At 72.1% G+C, this 15,025-nt stretch carries 9 protein-coding genes; 3 read left to right on the top strand and 6 right to left on the bottom strand.

Going from position 1 to position 15,025, the window contains the following annotated elements; translation table 11 throughout:
* Together ACZ60B_RS31265 and ACZ60B_RS31260 are read left to right on the top strand one after the other, a co-directional pair.
* The coding region (locus ACZ60B_RS31265) for a SpoIIE family protein phosphatase (protein ID WP_469392873.1) at positions 1–1,412 on the top strand (1,412 nt) is incomplete at its 5' end.
* Positions 1,413–1,752: 340 nt separating this feature from the next.
* Complete coding sequence (locus ACZ60B_RS31260) at positions 1,753–2,481, top strand: FAD binding domain-containing protein (protein ID WP_469392871.1); 729 nt, start codon at positions 1,753–1,755, stop codon at positions 2,479–2,481.
* Between the two features lie 21 nt (positions 2,482–2,502).
* On the opposite strand, the gene sbnA is transcribed toward ACZ60B_RS31260, so the two are convergent.
* The 5 genes from sbnA to ACZ60B_RS31235 are packed head-to-tail and all read right to left on the bottom strand — an operon-like array spanning position 2,503 to position 11,573.
* Entirely contained in the window at positions 2,503–3,549 is a 1,047-nt protein-coding gene (sbnA, locus tag ACZ60B_RS31255; RefSeq protein ID WP_469392869.1) for a 2,3-diaminopropionate biosynthesis protein SbnA, read from the bottom strand.
* A 34-nt stretch (positions 3,550–3,583) separates the two neighbouring features.
* Positions 3,584–4,663: a 2,3-diaminopropionate biosynthesis protein SbnB gene (gene sbnB / locus ACZ60B_RS31250; RefSeq protein ID WP_469392866.1), complete on the bottom strand. Its 1,080-nt coding sequence runs from the start codon at positions 4,661–4,663 to the stop codon at positions 3,584–3,586.
* Complete coding sequence (locus ACZ60B_RS31245; protein WP_469392864.1) at positions 4,660–5,664, bottom strand: TauD/TfdA family dioxygenase; 1,005 nt, start codon at positions 5,662–5,664, stop codon at positions 4,660–4,662. Before ACZ60B_RS31245 ends, sbnB begins: the two co-directional genes overlap by 4 nt.
* A 31-nt stretch (positions 5,665–5,695) precedes the next feature.
* Positions 5,696–8,950: a non-ribosomal peptide synthetase gene (locus tag ACZ60B_RS31240; protein ID WP_469392862.1), complete on the bottom strand. Its 3,255-nt coding sequence runs from the start codon at positions 8,948–8,950 to the stop codon at positions 5,696–5,698.
* Positions 8,951–8,963: 13 nt separating this feature from the next.
* Positions 8,964–11,573 (bottom strand): Pls/PosA family non-ribosomal peptide synthetase, encoded by a 2,610-nt coding sequence (locus ACZ60B_RS31235; protein WP_469392860.1) that lies wholly within the window; start codon positions 11,571–11,573, stop codon positions 8,964–8,966.
* 431 nt (positions 11,574–12,004) lie between these two features.
* Between ACZ60B_RS31235 and ACZ60B_RS31230 the strand changes: the two genes are divergently transcribed.
* Positions 12,005–13,426 carry an acyltransferase family protein gene (locus tag ACZ60B_RS31230; protein WP_469392858.1) on the top strand — a complete coding sequence of 474 codons (1,422 nt, stop codon included), beginning with the start codon at positions 12,005–12,007 and terminating at the stop codon, positions 13,424–13,426.
* 106 nt (positions 13,427–13,532) lie between these two features.
* On the opposite strand, the gene ACZ60B_RS31225 is transcribed toward ACZ60B_RS31230, so the two are convergent.
* On the bottom strand, positions 13,533–14,924 hold the full coding sequence (locus ACZ60B_RS31225; protein WP_469392856.1) for a diacylglycerol/lipid kinase family protein: 1,392 nt from the start codon (positions 14,922–14,924) through the stop codon (positions 13,533–13,535).
* Between the last annotated feature and the right edge of the window lie 101 nt (positions 14,925–15,025).

Raw genomic sequence — 15,025 nt, 5'->3', positions numbered from 1 at the left:
ACACCAACCCCCCCTACTCGCCGCCCGCCAGGGCCCTGCACCTGGGACGGACGGTGCACAGCGGCAGCGGCGAGGCCGACTTCGAACGGTGGATGGCGAGCATGCCGTCCCGGGCGAGGCAGATCAGGGGGTTCGCCATCACCTCGCTGATGGCGGTGCCGCTGATCGCCCGCGACATCACGCTCGGCGTCGCCGTCCTCTTCCGCACCCGGCCGGACCCGTTCGGCGAGGACGACTTCGCCCTGGCGCGGGAACTCGCCAGCCGCGCCGCCGTCTGCCTCGACAACGCCCGGCGTTACTCCCGTGAGCGCATCACCGCGCTCACCCTCCAGGAGAACCTGCTGCCGCACCGACCCCCCAGGCAGTCGGCGGTGGACGTGGCCTTCCGCTATCTGCCGAGCGACTCGCGGGCCGGTATCGGCGGGGACTGGTTCGACGTCATCCCGCTCTCGGGCTCCCGGACCGCCCTCGTGGTCGGCGACGTGGCCGGACACGGGATCCACGCCTCCGCGACGATGGGCCGACTGCGTACGGCCGTGCAGACCCTCGCCGACGTCGACCTGCCACCGGACGAACTGCTGGCCCATCTCGACGACCTGGTCCTGCGGCTGGGCAGCGACGAATGCTGCCACGCCCCGGGCAGCGAGGTCGGCGCCACCTGTCTCTACGCCGTCTACGACCCGGTCGCGCGGGACCTGTCGGTGGCCAGCGCGGGCCACCCGCCGCCCGTCCTGGTGCTGCCGGACGGCACCACGGACGTCGTCGAGGTCAACGCCGGACCGGTGCTGGGCGTGGGCGGGCTGCCCTTCGAGGCCACCGAACTGGAGCTGCCCGAGGGCACGCTCGTCGCCCTCTTCTCCGACGGGCTGATCGAGGCGGGCGACCAGGACCCCGACGTCGGCACCGACCGGCTGCGCCGGATCCTGGCCGCTCCCCACACCTCGCTGGAAGGCGCCTGCGACGAAACGCTCGCCGCGCTGCTGCCGCGGCGTCCCGCCGACGACATCGCCCTGATCCTGGCCCGCACCAGGGCGCTGGACGCCCGCCACGTCCGCGTCTGGGACCTGGAACCGGACTTCGCCGGTGTCGCCGCGGCGCGCAAGCACGCCCTCGCGCAACTGGACGCGTGGGGGCTCACCGAGGTCGGCTTCGTCACCGAACTCGTCGTCAGCGAGCTGGTCACCAACGCGATCCGCTACGGCTCGGCACCCGTCCAGCTCCGGCTCATCCACGACGACTCGCTCATCTGCGAGGTGTCCGACGGCAACCCCACCTCGCCGCACCTGCGCCGGGCCAGGATCTTCGACGAGGGCGGCCGCGGTCTCCTTCTCGTCGCCCAGCTCACCAACCGCTGGGGCACCCGGCACACCCCGACCGGGAAGACCATCTGGACCGAACAGGCCCTGAACTGAGGCATGTCGTACGAGCCTGCGCCACGGGCGCGGTCCGCCTCCCGCGCATGGCGGGGGACGGTACGGGGACGCCGGGTCGCGACGGTCCTCCGCCGGTCCGTACGCGACCGGCGCGCGGAACAGATGCGTGAGCCCTGTATGCGCCCCCGTTCACAGGGGCAGGATACGCGGAGTCAGTGATCACTGGCCGAGTCTCGCCCCCGGCCCCGACGTCCTCGCCGCCCTCCTGCATCCCACGAGACCCACGGCCCCGAGCCCCGACGACCCGACGACCCGACGACCCCCGACGTCCTCAACGCCCCGCGCGACCCCAACGTCCCAGGAAAGCAGGTCGGCTGCCGTGCTGTTGCGTCTGCCCACATCCGTGTCCGAGGCCCAGGAATGCATAGAAGAGGGAGCCGTGCCGATCGGCGGGGCGACCCTGGTGTGGGCCACCTGGCAGCGGGACGGCTTCCCCGAGCAGGCCGTGTCGCTGCGCCAGGTGCCCGAGGCCTGCGTGGTGGAGCGCGAACTGCTGGGCGCGGCCGTGGTGCTCAACCGGATCGACGACCGCGTACCGGACGCGATGCGCCTGGCGGCGGCCTCGGTGGGGACCGGCGCCGTGCGCCGCACCGCCACGGTCGGCGGCAACCTCGTCGGCAGTACCCTGCGGTGTCTGCTGCCCGCGGCGCTCGTGCTCGACGCCCGGGCGACGGTGCTGGATCCGGACAGGATCTACGAGACCGACCTGGCCGAAGTGGTGGCGAAGCGTCACGTTCTGCTCAGCGTGCGCTGGCGCGAACCGGTGGCCAGCGGGTACCTCAAGCTGTCCGGTGAAGCGGGCGGACCGCCGCCGCTCGTCGTCGCCGCGGCCGTGCACGCCGAGGGCGCGGGCGGGCGCCGCCTGCGGGTCGCCGTACGCGACGGCTACGACGTGATCGACGAGAGCACGGCGGCCGACACCGGCACCGACGCCGACCGGGTTCTGGAGTCCCTGTCCGGCACCGCCGTGGGCACGCTCGGTCCCGCCGCCCGGGACGCGGTGCACCGGCAGGTCACCGACGTGCTGGCCCGCGCGGCCGGGCGCTGAGCACGCGGGCGTCCGCCGGCCTCAGGCACGCCCCGCTCCGCCGCCACGCGGGTCGCGGCCGTGCGGGGCGGCGCGGCCGCGGGGGCCCGAGGAGGCGACCGTCGTCCGTGGACCGGCATCCAGTACCCGGTCGCCGTAGAGATCCTGGAGCCAGTTGGTCTGGTAGATGGTGTCGAGGTAGCGCTCGCCGAGGTCCGCGGCGATGGCCACCGCGGTGATGCCGCGGGTGTCGTGCCGGTTCAGCCAGTCCACCGCGCCGCTGACGACCGTCCCGGTGGAACCGCCGAACAGGAAGCCGCTCCTGGCCAGCCGGTGGCAGGTACGGATGGTGTCCGCCTCCTCGACCTTGATCACCTCGTCGACGAACGACTCGTCGAGCAGCGGCGGTCGCATGCTCATGCCCAGGCCGGGGATCATCCGCCGCCCCGGCTCGCCGCCGAAGGCCACCGAGCCCACGCTGTCCACGGCGACGATCCGGACCGAGGGGCTGTGCTCCCGGAAGTAGCGGGCGCAGCCCATCAGGGTCCCGGTCGTGCCCGCGCCGATGAAGAGCACGTCCAGGCGTGGGAACTCGTCGGCGATCTCCGGCGCCGTCGTCCGGTAGTGCGCCAGCCAGTTGCCCGGATTGGTGTACTGGCTGAGCCACACATAGCGGTCGTCGGACGCGCAGAGTTCACGGACGTAGTCGAGGCGCGCGCCGAGGAAGCCGGTGTCGGCGTTCATCTCGGCGATCACGTGCACCTCGCTGCCCAGCGCCTCCATCAGCAGCCGGGTCGACAGGTTGCAGCGGGAGTCGGTCACGCACAGGAACCGGTAGCCCTTGCTCGCGGCGATCATGCTCAGCGCCACGCCGAGGTTCCCGGACGAGGACTCGACCAGGATCGAGTCCCGGGTGAGGATCCCGTCCCGCTCGGCGGCCGTCACCATCTCGTTCGCGGCCTTCAACTTGATGGAGCCCGCGAAGTTGAAGCCCTCGCACTTCAAGTAGAGCGGATGCCCGACGATCGACCGGAGGTCGACGAAGAGCCGACTTTCGTTGAAGGCGTAGGGAGCGGAGATGACGGGCACGGTGGCCTCCAGGTGCCAGAGCCGGGGAATGCCTTCAGCCGTACCGGCGCAAGTCGTGGAAGAAGTCGTCGATGACGTGGAGCTCTCCCGTCCGGGCCACCTCGTCGTACACGTACTTGCCGACGGCCAGATCGAGCACGCCGAGCCCGAAGGGCGAGAAGATCACCGGACGGTCGACCGGCGGGGCCACCCGGCCGGACATCACGTCGTCGAGCGTGCCGTCCAGGAAGTCACGGCTGCCGGTGAGCTGTTCGGCCAGGTGGGGGGAGGTGTCGGCCTTCAGGCAGTGTTCGACGTCGTCCACGATGTTGGCGGAGGCGAGCAGGATCTCTGGGGCCAGGTCGCGCAGCGAGACATGCAGGACCAGCGGGTTGTGCGCGAACCAGGCCGGCTCGGTGACATGGGGCGCGCCGGCCACCGTGGCGAAGACCACCAGATCGCTGGAGCGGATCAGCTTCTCGGCGCTGTCGTGGACCGTGATCTGCGCGGTGTGCCCCGGGGTGCCGGCCTGGCGCAGGTAGCCGCAGAATCCGGCGGCGCTGTCCGCGGACAGGTCGTGGACGCCGACGGTGTCGAACGCCCAGCCGGTGGCGGCCAGGAAGGTGTGGATGTAGCGGGCGATCAGGCCGGTGCCGACGAATCCGATCCGGGCCGGGCGGGGCCGCCCGCGGCTGAGCCGGTCGGCCGCCAGCGCCGCGGACGCCGCGGTTCTGGTGGCGCTGATGACGGAGCTCTCCAGGACGGCGAAGGGATAGCCGGTGTCGTGGTCGTTGAGCACGAGGACCGCGGACGCCCTGGGCAGTCCCTCGGCCACGTTGGCCGGGAAGCTGGAGATCCACTTCAGGCCGTCCACGCGCAGCGGCCCGCCCAGCGAGGCCGGCAGCGCGATGATCCGGGCGGTGGGACGGTCGGGGAAGCGCAGGAAGTACGACGGCGGATTGACCGAGTCACCGGCCGCGTGCAGCCGGTAGGTGGCCTCGACCAGTTCCACGATCTGCCGTTCGCGCCCGTCGAGCGCGCGCTGCACCTGGGCGCCGGAGATCACCGCGAAGGTCGGTGCCGGAGGGGACGCGCAGGGGGCGGTCCGGGTGGTGGGAGAGGGCAGGGCCGTCATCGCAGACTCGCCTCCGGGGTCGGGGCGCCGTCGGCCAGGCGCCGCGGCTCGGCCATGCCGACCAGCACCTCGCGCTCTCCGCTGTAGGCCTCTCTGCTGTGCGCGGTGCGGATGTTGTCGACCAGCAGCACGTCTCCGGTCTGCCAGGGCTCGCGCCGGGTGTGGCTCTCGTAGGTGGCGTTGAGGAGCTGGACGACGTCCTCGCCGATCGGCGAGCCGTCGCCGAAGCGGGTGTTGAACGGCAGTCCGTCCGCGCCGTACTCGTCGACCAGGTACTCGCGCACCTCGGGGGCGAGTGTCCACTCGTTGAGGAAGGCGATCTGGTTGAACCAGCAGCGCCGGCCGGTGACCGGATGGGTGACCACGGCGCTGCGCAGCTGCCGGGTGCGCAGGGATCCGTCGGGCTGCCAGGCGAAGTCGATGTCCTGGGCGTGGCAGTAGTGCTCGATGGCCGCGCGGTCGTCGGTGCCGAAGGACTCCTCCAGGGACGCGCCGATCTCGTCGTTGTAGCTGCGGGTGAGCATCCAGCCCTCGCGTTCGAACCGTTCCCGCAGCGCGGACGGCAGCGCCTGGAGGACCTGTTCGGCGTCCGCCACGGCGGTCGCGCCGCCCTGGTCGGGCGCGCGCAGACAGGCGAACAGCATCAGGCCGGGGATCTCCAGCCGGTAGCTCAGCTCGTGGTGCATGCACATCGGCTGGTTGGCCGGCCAGGCGGTGGAGGAGTACAGGCCGGGGCCTCGGACCTCGCGGGGGGCGAAGGCCTCCCGCTCCGTCATCGGGTCGCCTGCCAGGGCCGCGAAGACGGCCGCGGTCCGCTGGGCGTCGCGCAGGTCCAGGCCGCGCACGAGCAGTACGCCGTGTTCGGTGAGGCGGGCCCGGAGCGTGTCGCGGTTCTCGGCCGCCCACCGGGTGGCCTCGGCGGGGGCCTCGACCCGCAGGATCGGCGGCGTGCCCGGTCGCAGGTCCGCTTCGGGCAGTGCTGCCAGGGAGGAGGACGACATCTGGATTCCTTTCGGTTGCCGGTCGGGCGGCTCAGCGGGAGGCCGGTGATCGGAGGTCCCCCCGCACCGCCCGGGCCGCCGCGGCCGGACGGGTGCGCAGGAAGTAGTGGCCGCCGTCGGCGAGTCGGTGCACGTCCACGTGTTCGGCCAGGAGCTGCCAGTCGCGGTGGCGTTCGGCGGACCCCGCCGTGATCGGGTCGTCGTCGGCGACGACGACGGTGACCGGCGCGGACAGCCGTACCGCCGGGGGGTGTTCGAGGGCGTCGGCGAGGTAGTGGTGCGCGGCCACGCAGTCGTGCCGGTAGGCGGCGCCGATGTGCTCGGCGTGCCGCGCGTCGAGTTCGTCGAGCTCGGTGTATCCACCGTCCGCGCTGAGCCGGGCGGCGATCTCGGCGTTGCTCCGTTTCGTCAACTCGTCGACGGCCGCGCGTCTTTCGCCCGAGGTGCCGATCAACTGGGCCCCCAGGAAGACGTGTTCGACGCTCACGCCGCGCTCCGCCAGTCTCCTCGCGGTCTCGACGGCCGGCGCGGCGCCGGAGGAGTGGCCCCAGAGCAGGACCCGGGTGAGGCCGCGTGCGGTGATCTCGGCGGCGACCTGCTCGGCGATCTCTGCCAGGGGTACGAAGGGTTCCTTGCGGGCGGCCAGGTCGTGGCCGGGCAGTTCGACGGCGTAGACGGCGAGGCCGTCGCCGGCCAGGGCGCCGGCCAGCGGCTGGAAGTTGACCGCGTTGCCGCCCGCGTAGGGGAAGCACACCAGGGCGCGGTCCCGGGTGCCGGCCGGCTCCGACAGGGGCTGGAGCAGTCCGGGGCGTTCCCTGGTCGCGCCGTCGAGGAGCGCGGCGAGGTCGGCGAGCACCGGGTGGCGGGTGATCTCCTTCAGGGACACCGCGCGGTCCAGGGCCAGGGTGAGCCGCACGGCCGACAGCGAGGTGCCGCCGGACTCGAAGAAGTGGTCGTGCCGGCCGATGCGGTGCTCTGGCACGGCCAGCAGCTCGGCCCACACGCCCGCGAGTTTGCGTTCGGTGGGGGTGTGCGGGGCGCTGCGCCGCTCCTCGGCGGCCTCGCCGCGCGCGGTCTGGTCGGCGAGCGCGGTCAGCGCCTTGCGGTCGGTCTTTCCGTTGCCGGTCAGGGGCAGGCTCTGCTGCCAGTGGAACGCGGAGGGGACCATGTAGGCGGGCAGGACGGCGCTCAGGGCGGCGCGCAGGTCGTCCGTGCGCAGGCGTTCTCCGGTGTGGAAGGCGATCAGGTGGGCGGCGCGGCCGGGCGGCTCGGACACCACCACCGCGGCGTCGCGTACCCCGGGGACCCGCAGCAGGGTGTTCTCGATCTCGCCGATCTCGATGCGGAAGCCGCGGATCTTGACCTGGTTGTCCCGGCGGCCGAGGAACTCCAGCTTGCCGCCTGGCTGCCAGCGGCCCCAGTCGCCGCCCAGGTAGAGCCGTCCGCCGGGTTGGTAGGGGTCGTCCCGGTAGGCCTCACGGGTGCGTTCGGGGTCGTTGACGTATCCGCGGCCCACGCACACTCCGGAGAACGCGATCAGCCCGGGGGCGCCCAGCGGCACCAGCGCCAGGTGCTCGTCGACGACGTGCACCCGCACGTTGTTGACCGCGGGCCCGAGCAGCACCCGGTCCGGGACCCGGTCCATGACCTCGTGGTTGGTGTCGTCCGAGGTCTCGGTCAGTCCGTAGGCGTTGACGAGCCGGATCCCGGGCCGGACCGCGAACCAGCGCTGGACCAGTTCGCGCTTCAGGGCCTCACCGGTGACCGACACACAGGTCAGGTCGGGCAGTTCGCGCGGGTGCCGCTCCAGGTAGGTCACCACCACCTCCAGGTAGGAGGGCACCATCTGCACCACGCCCACCCGGCCGCGGACGAGGGTGTCGACGAACCGCTCCACGTCCACCACGACGTCCTGCTCGACCAGTAGGGTCCGGCCGCCGACCAGCAGCGCCGACACCAGTTGCCACAGGGAGATGTCGAAGCACTGCGGGGCGGTCTGCGCCACCACCCGGTCCTGGTCGATCCCCAGGTCGTCGATCTTGGCGTAGAGGTGGTTGAGCATGCCCGCGTGCTCGCACATCGCCCCCTTCGGCTCGCCGGTGGAGCCGGAGGTGAAGTAGATGTAGGCGAGCTGGTCGGGCGTGACCGGCACCCCGAGGTCGGTGTCGTCGTACCGCTCGGCGTACGCCGCCTCGATCAGCAGCCGTTCCACGCCGGGCAGGTTCTCCAGTGCCCGGTCGAGGGTGCCGGTGCTGCCGGTCTCGGTCAGCACGAGCCGACATCCCGACCGCGACAGGGTCGCCTCGACGCGTCCCGCGGGGAAGTGCGGCTCGATGGGGAGGTAGACGCAGCCGGCCTTGAACACGGCCAGCACCGCGGCCAGCCAGTCGAGCCGGCGTTCGGTGACCACGCCGACGACCGCCTCGCGGTCGAGTCCGCGCGTGCGCAGGGCGCGCGCGAGGCGGTTCGCCCGCGCGTTGAGTTCCCCGTACGTCCAGGAGTCCTCGCCGTGCACCGCCGCGACCGCCTGCGGATGGGCGCGCGCCCGCTGTTCGAACAGCTCGTGCGCCCGCGCGTCCGGCAGTTCGCGGCTGGGTCCGGCCAGTGCCTGGAGCTGGTGGCGCACCTCGTCGGCCGGGAGCAGGCTCTGCCGGGCGTGTCCGGCGTCCGGGTCGGTGGTCATCAGCCGCAGCGCGGTGACGTGGTATCCGCCGATCCGGGCGGCGGACCCGGCGTCGAGCGCCTCGGTGCGATAGCGCACTCTCAGCACCGGGCCCGTGTCCCGGTCGCACCAGCCCACGGCGAGCACCACGTCGTCGGTCGGCCCGCCGTCGGCCCCGGTCGGGTCGAACACGATCTCGTACGACGGCTCCGTCGTCCCCAGTTCCCGGCGCACCTCGTCCACGGGGAAGTCCCGGTGCTCCAGCAGTTCCGCCTCGGCGCGGTGGACGCTCGTCACCAGCTCTCGCCACGAGCCGGGGGCGAGACTGAGCCGGCACGGCAGCGGGCCGGTGCCGGTCCCGGCGGCGTAGCCGGTCACCACCTCCTGCTCCGCGGAGAGGGCGGCCAGCACCTTGGCGTGCGCGGCCAGCAGCAGGGAGGTCACCGGTACCCGCCAGGCGCGGGCCAGTTCCCGCACCGCGTCCGTCACGCTCTCCGGCACCGCCTCCACGTACTCGGCGACCCCGGCGGCCGGTTCCGGGGCCCACCGTGGCACCGCGGTGTATCCGCCGGCGGCCAGTGTGTGGCGCCAGTACTGGCGGTCCGCCTCCAGGTGCGTTCCCATGGGGTGGCCTTCCTCAGCTCGCGGTGGCAGCGTCGTCGTCGGTTCGTCGTGTCCCGGCCCGGTCCGCCGGGCTCGCGTCGGCGGGACGGCCGAGGGTGTCGGGCATCTCCCCGGCGGGGTTTCCTCCCCAGCGGGCGTTCGGGGGGACTTCCTCGCCCTTCATCAGGAAGGAGTCGGACGCCAGCACCGCGCCGTCGCCGATCGTCACGCCGTAGTGCACATGTGCGCCGACCCCCAGGGTGCAGCGGGCTCCGAGGGTGGTGTGGTCGGACTTGAAGGTGCCGTCCTCCTGCGAGTGGCACTGGATCTTGCTGCCCACGTTGAGCGTGCAGTCGTCCCCGATCGCGGTGAGCGTGCGCTCGGTGATGTGGCAGCCGTCGTCGAAGACCCGCCTGCCGATGCGGACGCCCAGCAGCCGCCAGACCACGCTCTTGAACGGGGTCCCGTTGAAAACATTGAGATAGTTCTCCGGGACCTTCCAGAGCCGCTCCTGGCGCCAGAAAGCAGGATCGTAGATGGAGCACAATTGCGGACGCAGTCCGCGGAAGGATCCGATACAGCGCTCGCACAGCACGAAATAGAGCGTGGTGATGGCGAGGGTGATCGCGATGTACGCACCGAGCACCACGTGCCCGAGTGTTCCGTACAGGCTCTCCGTGGCGAGTCCGAACGCCGTGAGCATAAAAACGTGCAGCCATCGCAGGAACAGGAAAAGAAGAAGTGTGCGCGTGTTGTAGCGGTTCTTCGCGGCAAGATGGCGGCCGAGTTCCTGTTCGGTCCTGAGATGGTCGAACTGGACGTCGCGCTCGACCGTCCGGGGAATCTCGAAGGGCGGCGATCCGAGCAGCCCCACGCCTTCCCGGACCGGACCGTCGAGCGGCACCATCACTTTTGTCGCGAGCAGACAGTTCTCCCCCGTCCTGCCCCCGGCCGGATAGACGATGTTGTTGCCGATGAAGTTGCGCGGTCCGATCGACGCCCGGGAAACACGGAAAGACGTGCTGGAGAAATCCGCGTTCACGATGGAAAGTCCGTCCGCCACCATCGTCCCGGTGCCGACGCGCACCAGATACGGGGTTTCGTGCTGAACCTCCGTACCGAAGTTGGAGCCGGTCTGCTCGATGCGTGAGAGGTCGTAACCCAGAACGCGAAGATAATGGACGATGTAGGAACTGTCGCCGAACAGCCAGGCGAAGAACTTGATGTTCGTCATCCGCGATGTCGCCCGGTGCACCGCGTACCGGAATCCGTACAGCGGATACGCCTGGTCGGGCTTGATCACGAGCGCGAGCAGACGCGGCACGGTGAACAGCACGGTCAGCCCCAGCACGACGAACCCGAAGAACAGCGCGGCGGAAAGCAGTACGGCGTCGGTGAGGAATTCCGACGGTGAATTCATCGGCGCGTCCGACTGGATCCGCTTGCCGAGCGCGGGGATCTGCGCGAACAGCATGTACATACCGCCGACGGCCAGCGGCACGTACAGCAGCAACGTCTGCGCCAGGGTGACCAGCCCGAACCAGGTCCGGCGCAGCGTGCCGCACCTCGCCGGCGCGACCCGCACGTAGTCGATCCCGGTGGGCTCCGCGGGAGAGCCGTGCATGCGCGCGCCGACGGGGACCGACTGGCCCGGGTACAGGGAGGATGCGTGGCCGAGCTGGGCTCCGTCGCCCATCGCGGTGTCGATGTCGAGGACGGTCTTCTCACCGACGAACACGTCCCGGCCGAGGGTGACCGGGCCGGTCCGGATCCGTCCGGCGTGCGCGCGGTAGCCGAGGAAGGTCGCCTCCTTGCGGATCACCGTGCCGGAGCCGATCGTCAGCAGGTCGGTGCAGACCGGCACGGAACGGGAGAGGATCGTGACCCCCGCGCCGATCCGCGCGCCGAGCGCCCGGAGGTAGAGCACGTACAGCGGATTGCCGACGAAGAACACCATCGGGTTGGCGTGGAGCAGCGCCTTGACGAGCCACAGGCGGATATACGCCAGGCCCCAGAGCGGGAATTCGGTGGACTTCCAGCGGCCCACGAGAATCCATTTGGCAGCGATCGGGAACAGGCACAGGAGCAGGAAACCGACACCGCCGAACAACAGCGACCGCAGATAGATGTCGACCAGCCCCGAACCGGCCGCGACCCACTCGTAACCGCGGACCGTGACCAGCCCGAAGAAGAACGAATACCCCAGGAACACGAGCAACTGGACGGCTCCGCAGAACACATAACGCCCGGTACTCCCCGGGGTCGCCTCCGGGGAGCGGTCGGTCACGGCCGGCGAGGCCGTGGGAATCGGCGTGACGGCGGGGGCCGGGGCGGCCGTGTCCGCGAGGGCGGCCGCCAGGGCCCTGACCGTGGGATACCGGTAGATGTCCTTCATGGAGGCGGGCGGCAGATCGGACCGCTTCCGGACCCGTGCGCAGAACTGGGCCATGACCAGGGAGTTGGCCCCGAGGTCGTCGAAGAAGTGGCTGTCGGCCGGCACATGGTCCGCGTGTACGACACCGGCGAGCACTTCCGCGAATTCCCTTTCGGTGTCCTCCACCGTCGGACCGGCACCATTACCACCCCGGGTCACAGCGGCTCCGTCCAATCCGGATATAAAAATCTCGGACGACTGATCTACCATGTGCACTCCTGAGGACATTTCCCTGACCAATGGCCTCAGACGGCCGCCGGTCCATTGTCCTCGCGCTCTGTGGAACGGCACCGACCGAGCCATCCGGCAGCCACGAGGCCGTGCGCTCTCATTGATCACGAATCCATGGCCTACAGTCTCGGCCGTCCATCGTCAGGTTGCCACTTCGCACCCGCCGAACGGAAACGACATCACCGCCCGAAGGCCGTAATTCCCTGGACCCGGCCACCACCGGCGCAATCCATGGACCACCCGTACGGCCGCTCCTCGGACGGACAGGGGGACAGCGGCCGTGGCGCGCTCGCACGGGTGTGCCGCGCCCGGTCACAGGTGTCAGGGATCCGCGCCCCGGACGGTGGCGTCCGTGTGATGTTTCGGACGAGGGCGTCATGAACGGCGAGGAAGCGGCAAGGTTGCCTTTCATGCTCGGCACGAAACATCCCCCCGCACAGGAGACCAGGGCTACCGCGGCGGCGCGGGCGTCGCCGCCCACCGGCCCGTCGGCCGCGGCCGACGCCGCTTCGGCGGCCCGCGCGCCCGCGCTGCCGTCCCTCACCGGTCTGCGGTGGGTGGCGGCACTGCTCGTCTTCGGACTGCACATCCGCAACGCCGGTTACTTCGGCGGCACCGGCGGACGGATCATGACCTGGGGGTTCGGGCCGGGCGGCAGCGGGGTGTCGTTCTTCTTCGTGCTGTCCGGCTTCGTCCTCATGTGGTCCGCCCGGCCCGCCGACCGCGCGTTCGCCTTCTGGCGGCGGCGCATCGCTCGCGTGTACCCCGTGCACCTGGTCACGGCCGCGCTGGCGCTGCTCATGGCGTACGGCCCGGGCATGTTCACGATGCCCACGCCCCGCCAGGGCCTGGCCAACCTGCTGCTGGTGCACTCCTGGTGGCGCCCGTGGTGGCAGACGCTCGACCCGGTGAGCTGGTCGCTGGCCTGCGAGGCCTTCTTCTACGCCCTCTTCCCCGCGCTGGCGTTCGTCCTGCGCCGCCTCGGCGCCCGCGGATCGGCGGCCGTCGCCGGGGCGTCGCTGCTGGCGGTGCTGGCGCTGACCGCCTGTGACCCCCACACCTGGCTGGGCGGACAGCTGTACTCACTGCCCGCGGCCCGGCTGCCCGAGTTCGTCCTCGGCGCCGCCGTGGCCCGTACTGTGCTCCTCGGACGCTGGCGCGGGCCGGGCCTGGAGGCCTCGCTCGCCCTGACGATCATCGGCTACTTCCTGGTGCCCCAGATCACCCCCGGTCACCCCGCCACCGCCTGCACCCTGCTCGGGTTCGCCCTGCTGATCCCGGCGGCCGCCGTCGCCGACCTGCGCGGGCTGCCCTCGCTGTGGCGGCACCGGCGGCTGGTGCGGCTCGGCGAGCTCTCGTTCGCCTTCTACATGGTGCACCTGCTGGTCGTACGCGCCGTCCGCAGCGTCGTCGGCACCCGCCCGGGTTTCGGCGTGCCGGAGGCCCTGGCCCTGACCGTCGCCGTGTTCGCGGTGTCCCTGGGACTGGCCTGGGTCCTGTACGAGGGCGTGGAGCGCCCGGCCAGACGGCTGCTGCTGCGCGACCGGCGCCGTACACGCGCCGACGGCAGAACAGCCCCGCAGTCCCGCACGGCGGAGCCCGGCGTCACCCCGACCCGTGCCGAGCAGTCCTGCGCCCCGGCGGCCGGTACCCCGCAGGCCCGGGTCACGCAGCCCTGCTCGCCCGAGGCCCGTGCACCGGAGGCCCGCGCGTCGGAGGTCCGCGCACCGGAGGTCCCGGCCACCCAGGCCGGTGCCGGGAGGGCCGGTGCCGCGAAGGCCGGTACCGCGAAGGCCCGTGGCGGGCCGGAGTCGGCCGCCCCGGACGCGTAGTCCGGCTCCCGGGACCGCGGGCCCCGAAGGCTCCGAGGGGACGCGGACCGCGACCCGTCGCGGCGACGCACCCATGGAGGCCACCGAGCGGCGGCCCGCGCGGCACTCAGCGCGGGCCGCCGCTCCCGTCCTCGGGTGCGGCCGGACGGGTACGGGCCGACCGTCCGGGTACGGCCGTCCGGCTGACCGCGGCCGCGAGCTTGCGCAGTCGGCGCCAGTCGAGACGCGGCGGCGCCTCCGGCACGCCGGGCCGCACCCGGGGGACGCGGACCCGCAGGGCGCGGCGTGCGATGCGGCAGCGGACGGGGGCGGGCATCAGCAGCGCCTCGCCGTCCAGGCCGACCTCCAACTGCGGCCCGTCCGCCTCCACGACCACCTCGTGCGCGGTCAGCGCCGCCAGCCCGGACGGGTTCGGCTCCAGCACCAGCTCGGCCGCCTCCACAGCGCTGTCGACGCGGACGGCGAGGACCCCGAGCCGTCCCGAGTTCAGCCGCTCGCGGCGGCCGAAGCCGAAGGGGTCGCCGGTGCGGTAGGCGTTGTTGCTCACCAGCACGGCCTGCGGTTCGGTCAGCGTGGTGTCGTCGGCGCGGACGGTCAGCCGCGGGCCGCGCTGCCGGGTGAGCAGGTCCGGCAGCACCTCCAGCGCGGTGCCCACCTTGGCGTCGCGGTAGCCGGGGTTCTGCACCACGGCCCCGTACACCCCGAAGGAGGCGTTGTTGACGAACGGGCGGTCGTCGGCGAAGGCGAGGTCGACGTGCAGTTCCACCCCGTCGGTGAGCGCGTCCAGGCAGGTGGAGGGGTCGTCGCGGTCGAGGCCCAGGTCCATGGCGAAGTGGTTGCGGGTGCCGGCCGAGATGACGAGGAACGGCAGACCGTGCTCCGCGGCCACGGCGGCGACCAGGGCCTGCGTCCCGTCCCCGCCCGCGACACCCAGCAGGTCCGCTCCCCCGGCCACCGCGGACCTGGCCAGTTCGGTGACGTCCTGGTGCCGTTCGGGGTCGAGCAGCACGACCCGGGCGCCGAGGCGCTCCGCCTTCTCCCGGAGCGAGAACTTCTCGACCTTGCCGCCGCCGGAGCGCGGGTTGAGGATCAGGAAGGGCCGCTCCGGCGGCGGCGTGCGGTGCTCCTTCATCCGTACCGGACGCAGGTTCGTGCTGCGCAGGGCGTAGCGTCCGCTCCACACGGCCGCGGACCACAGGAGCGCGGACAGCGCGATCACCCACAGCAGCCCCACCGCGGCGAACAGGATGACCACGGCGACGGGCGTGCCGGCCGCCAGCGCCGTCGCGGCCGCACGGACCACTCCTCGCCGGGACAGCGTCCACCAGAGCGCGGCGGCGGTGACGGCCAGCCCGACGAGTCCGACCGCCAGGAGCACCAGCCCGCCCACCCCTCCGTAGACGAGGGGCAGCAGCGCGGCCGCCGCCGCGGCGGCCAGCGCGCCCCGGGCGGCCCATGCCTGCCGGTGGTGCCCTCGCTCACTCCCTGTCGCTGCCATGAGCCCCTTCCCCGGTCGGCGCCTGCGTGCGGCACCCTCCCTCACTCCGTATGCAGGTCGGCATGATCGTGCGGGGCGCTGCGTGCATACCACCTGCCCGC

The sequence above is a fragment of the Streptomyces sp. NPDC104096 genome (genome assembly GCF_055584385.1).
Note: the sequence above shows the minus strand (reverse complement) of the source record. Positions and strands in the feature narration are given on the sequence as shown.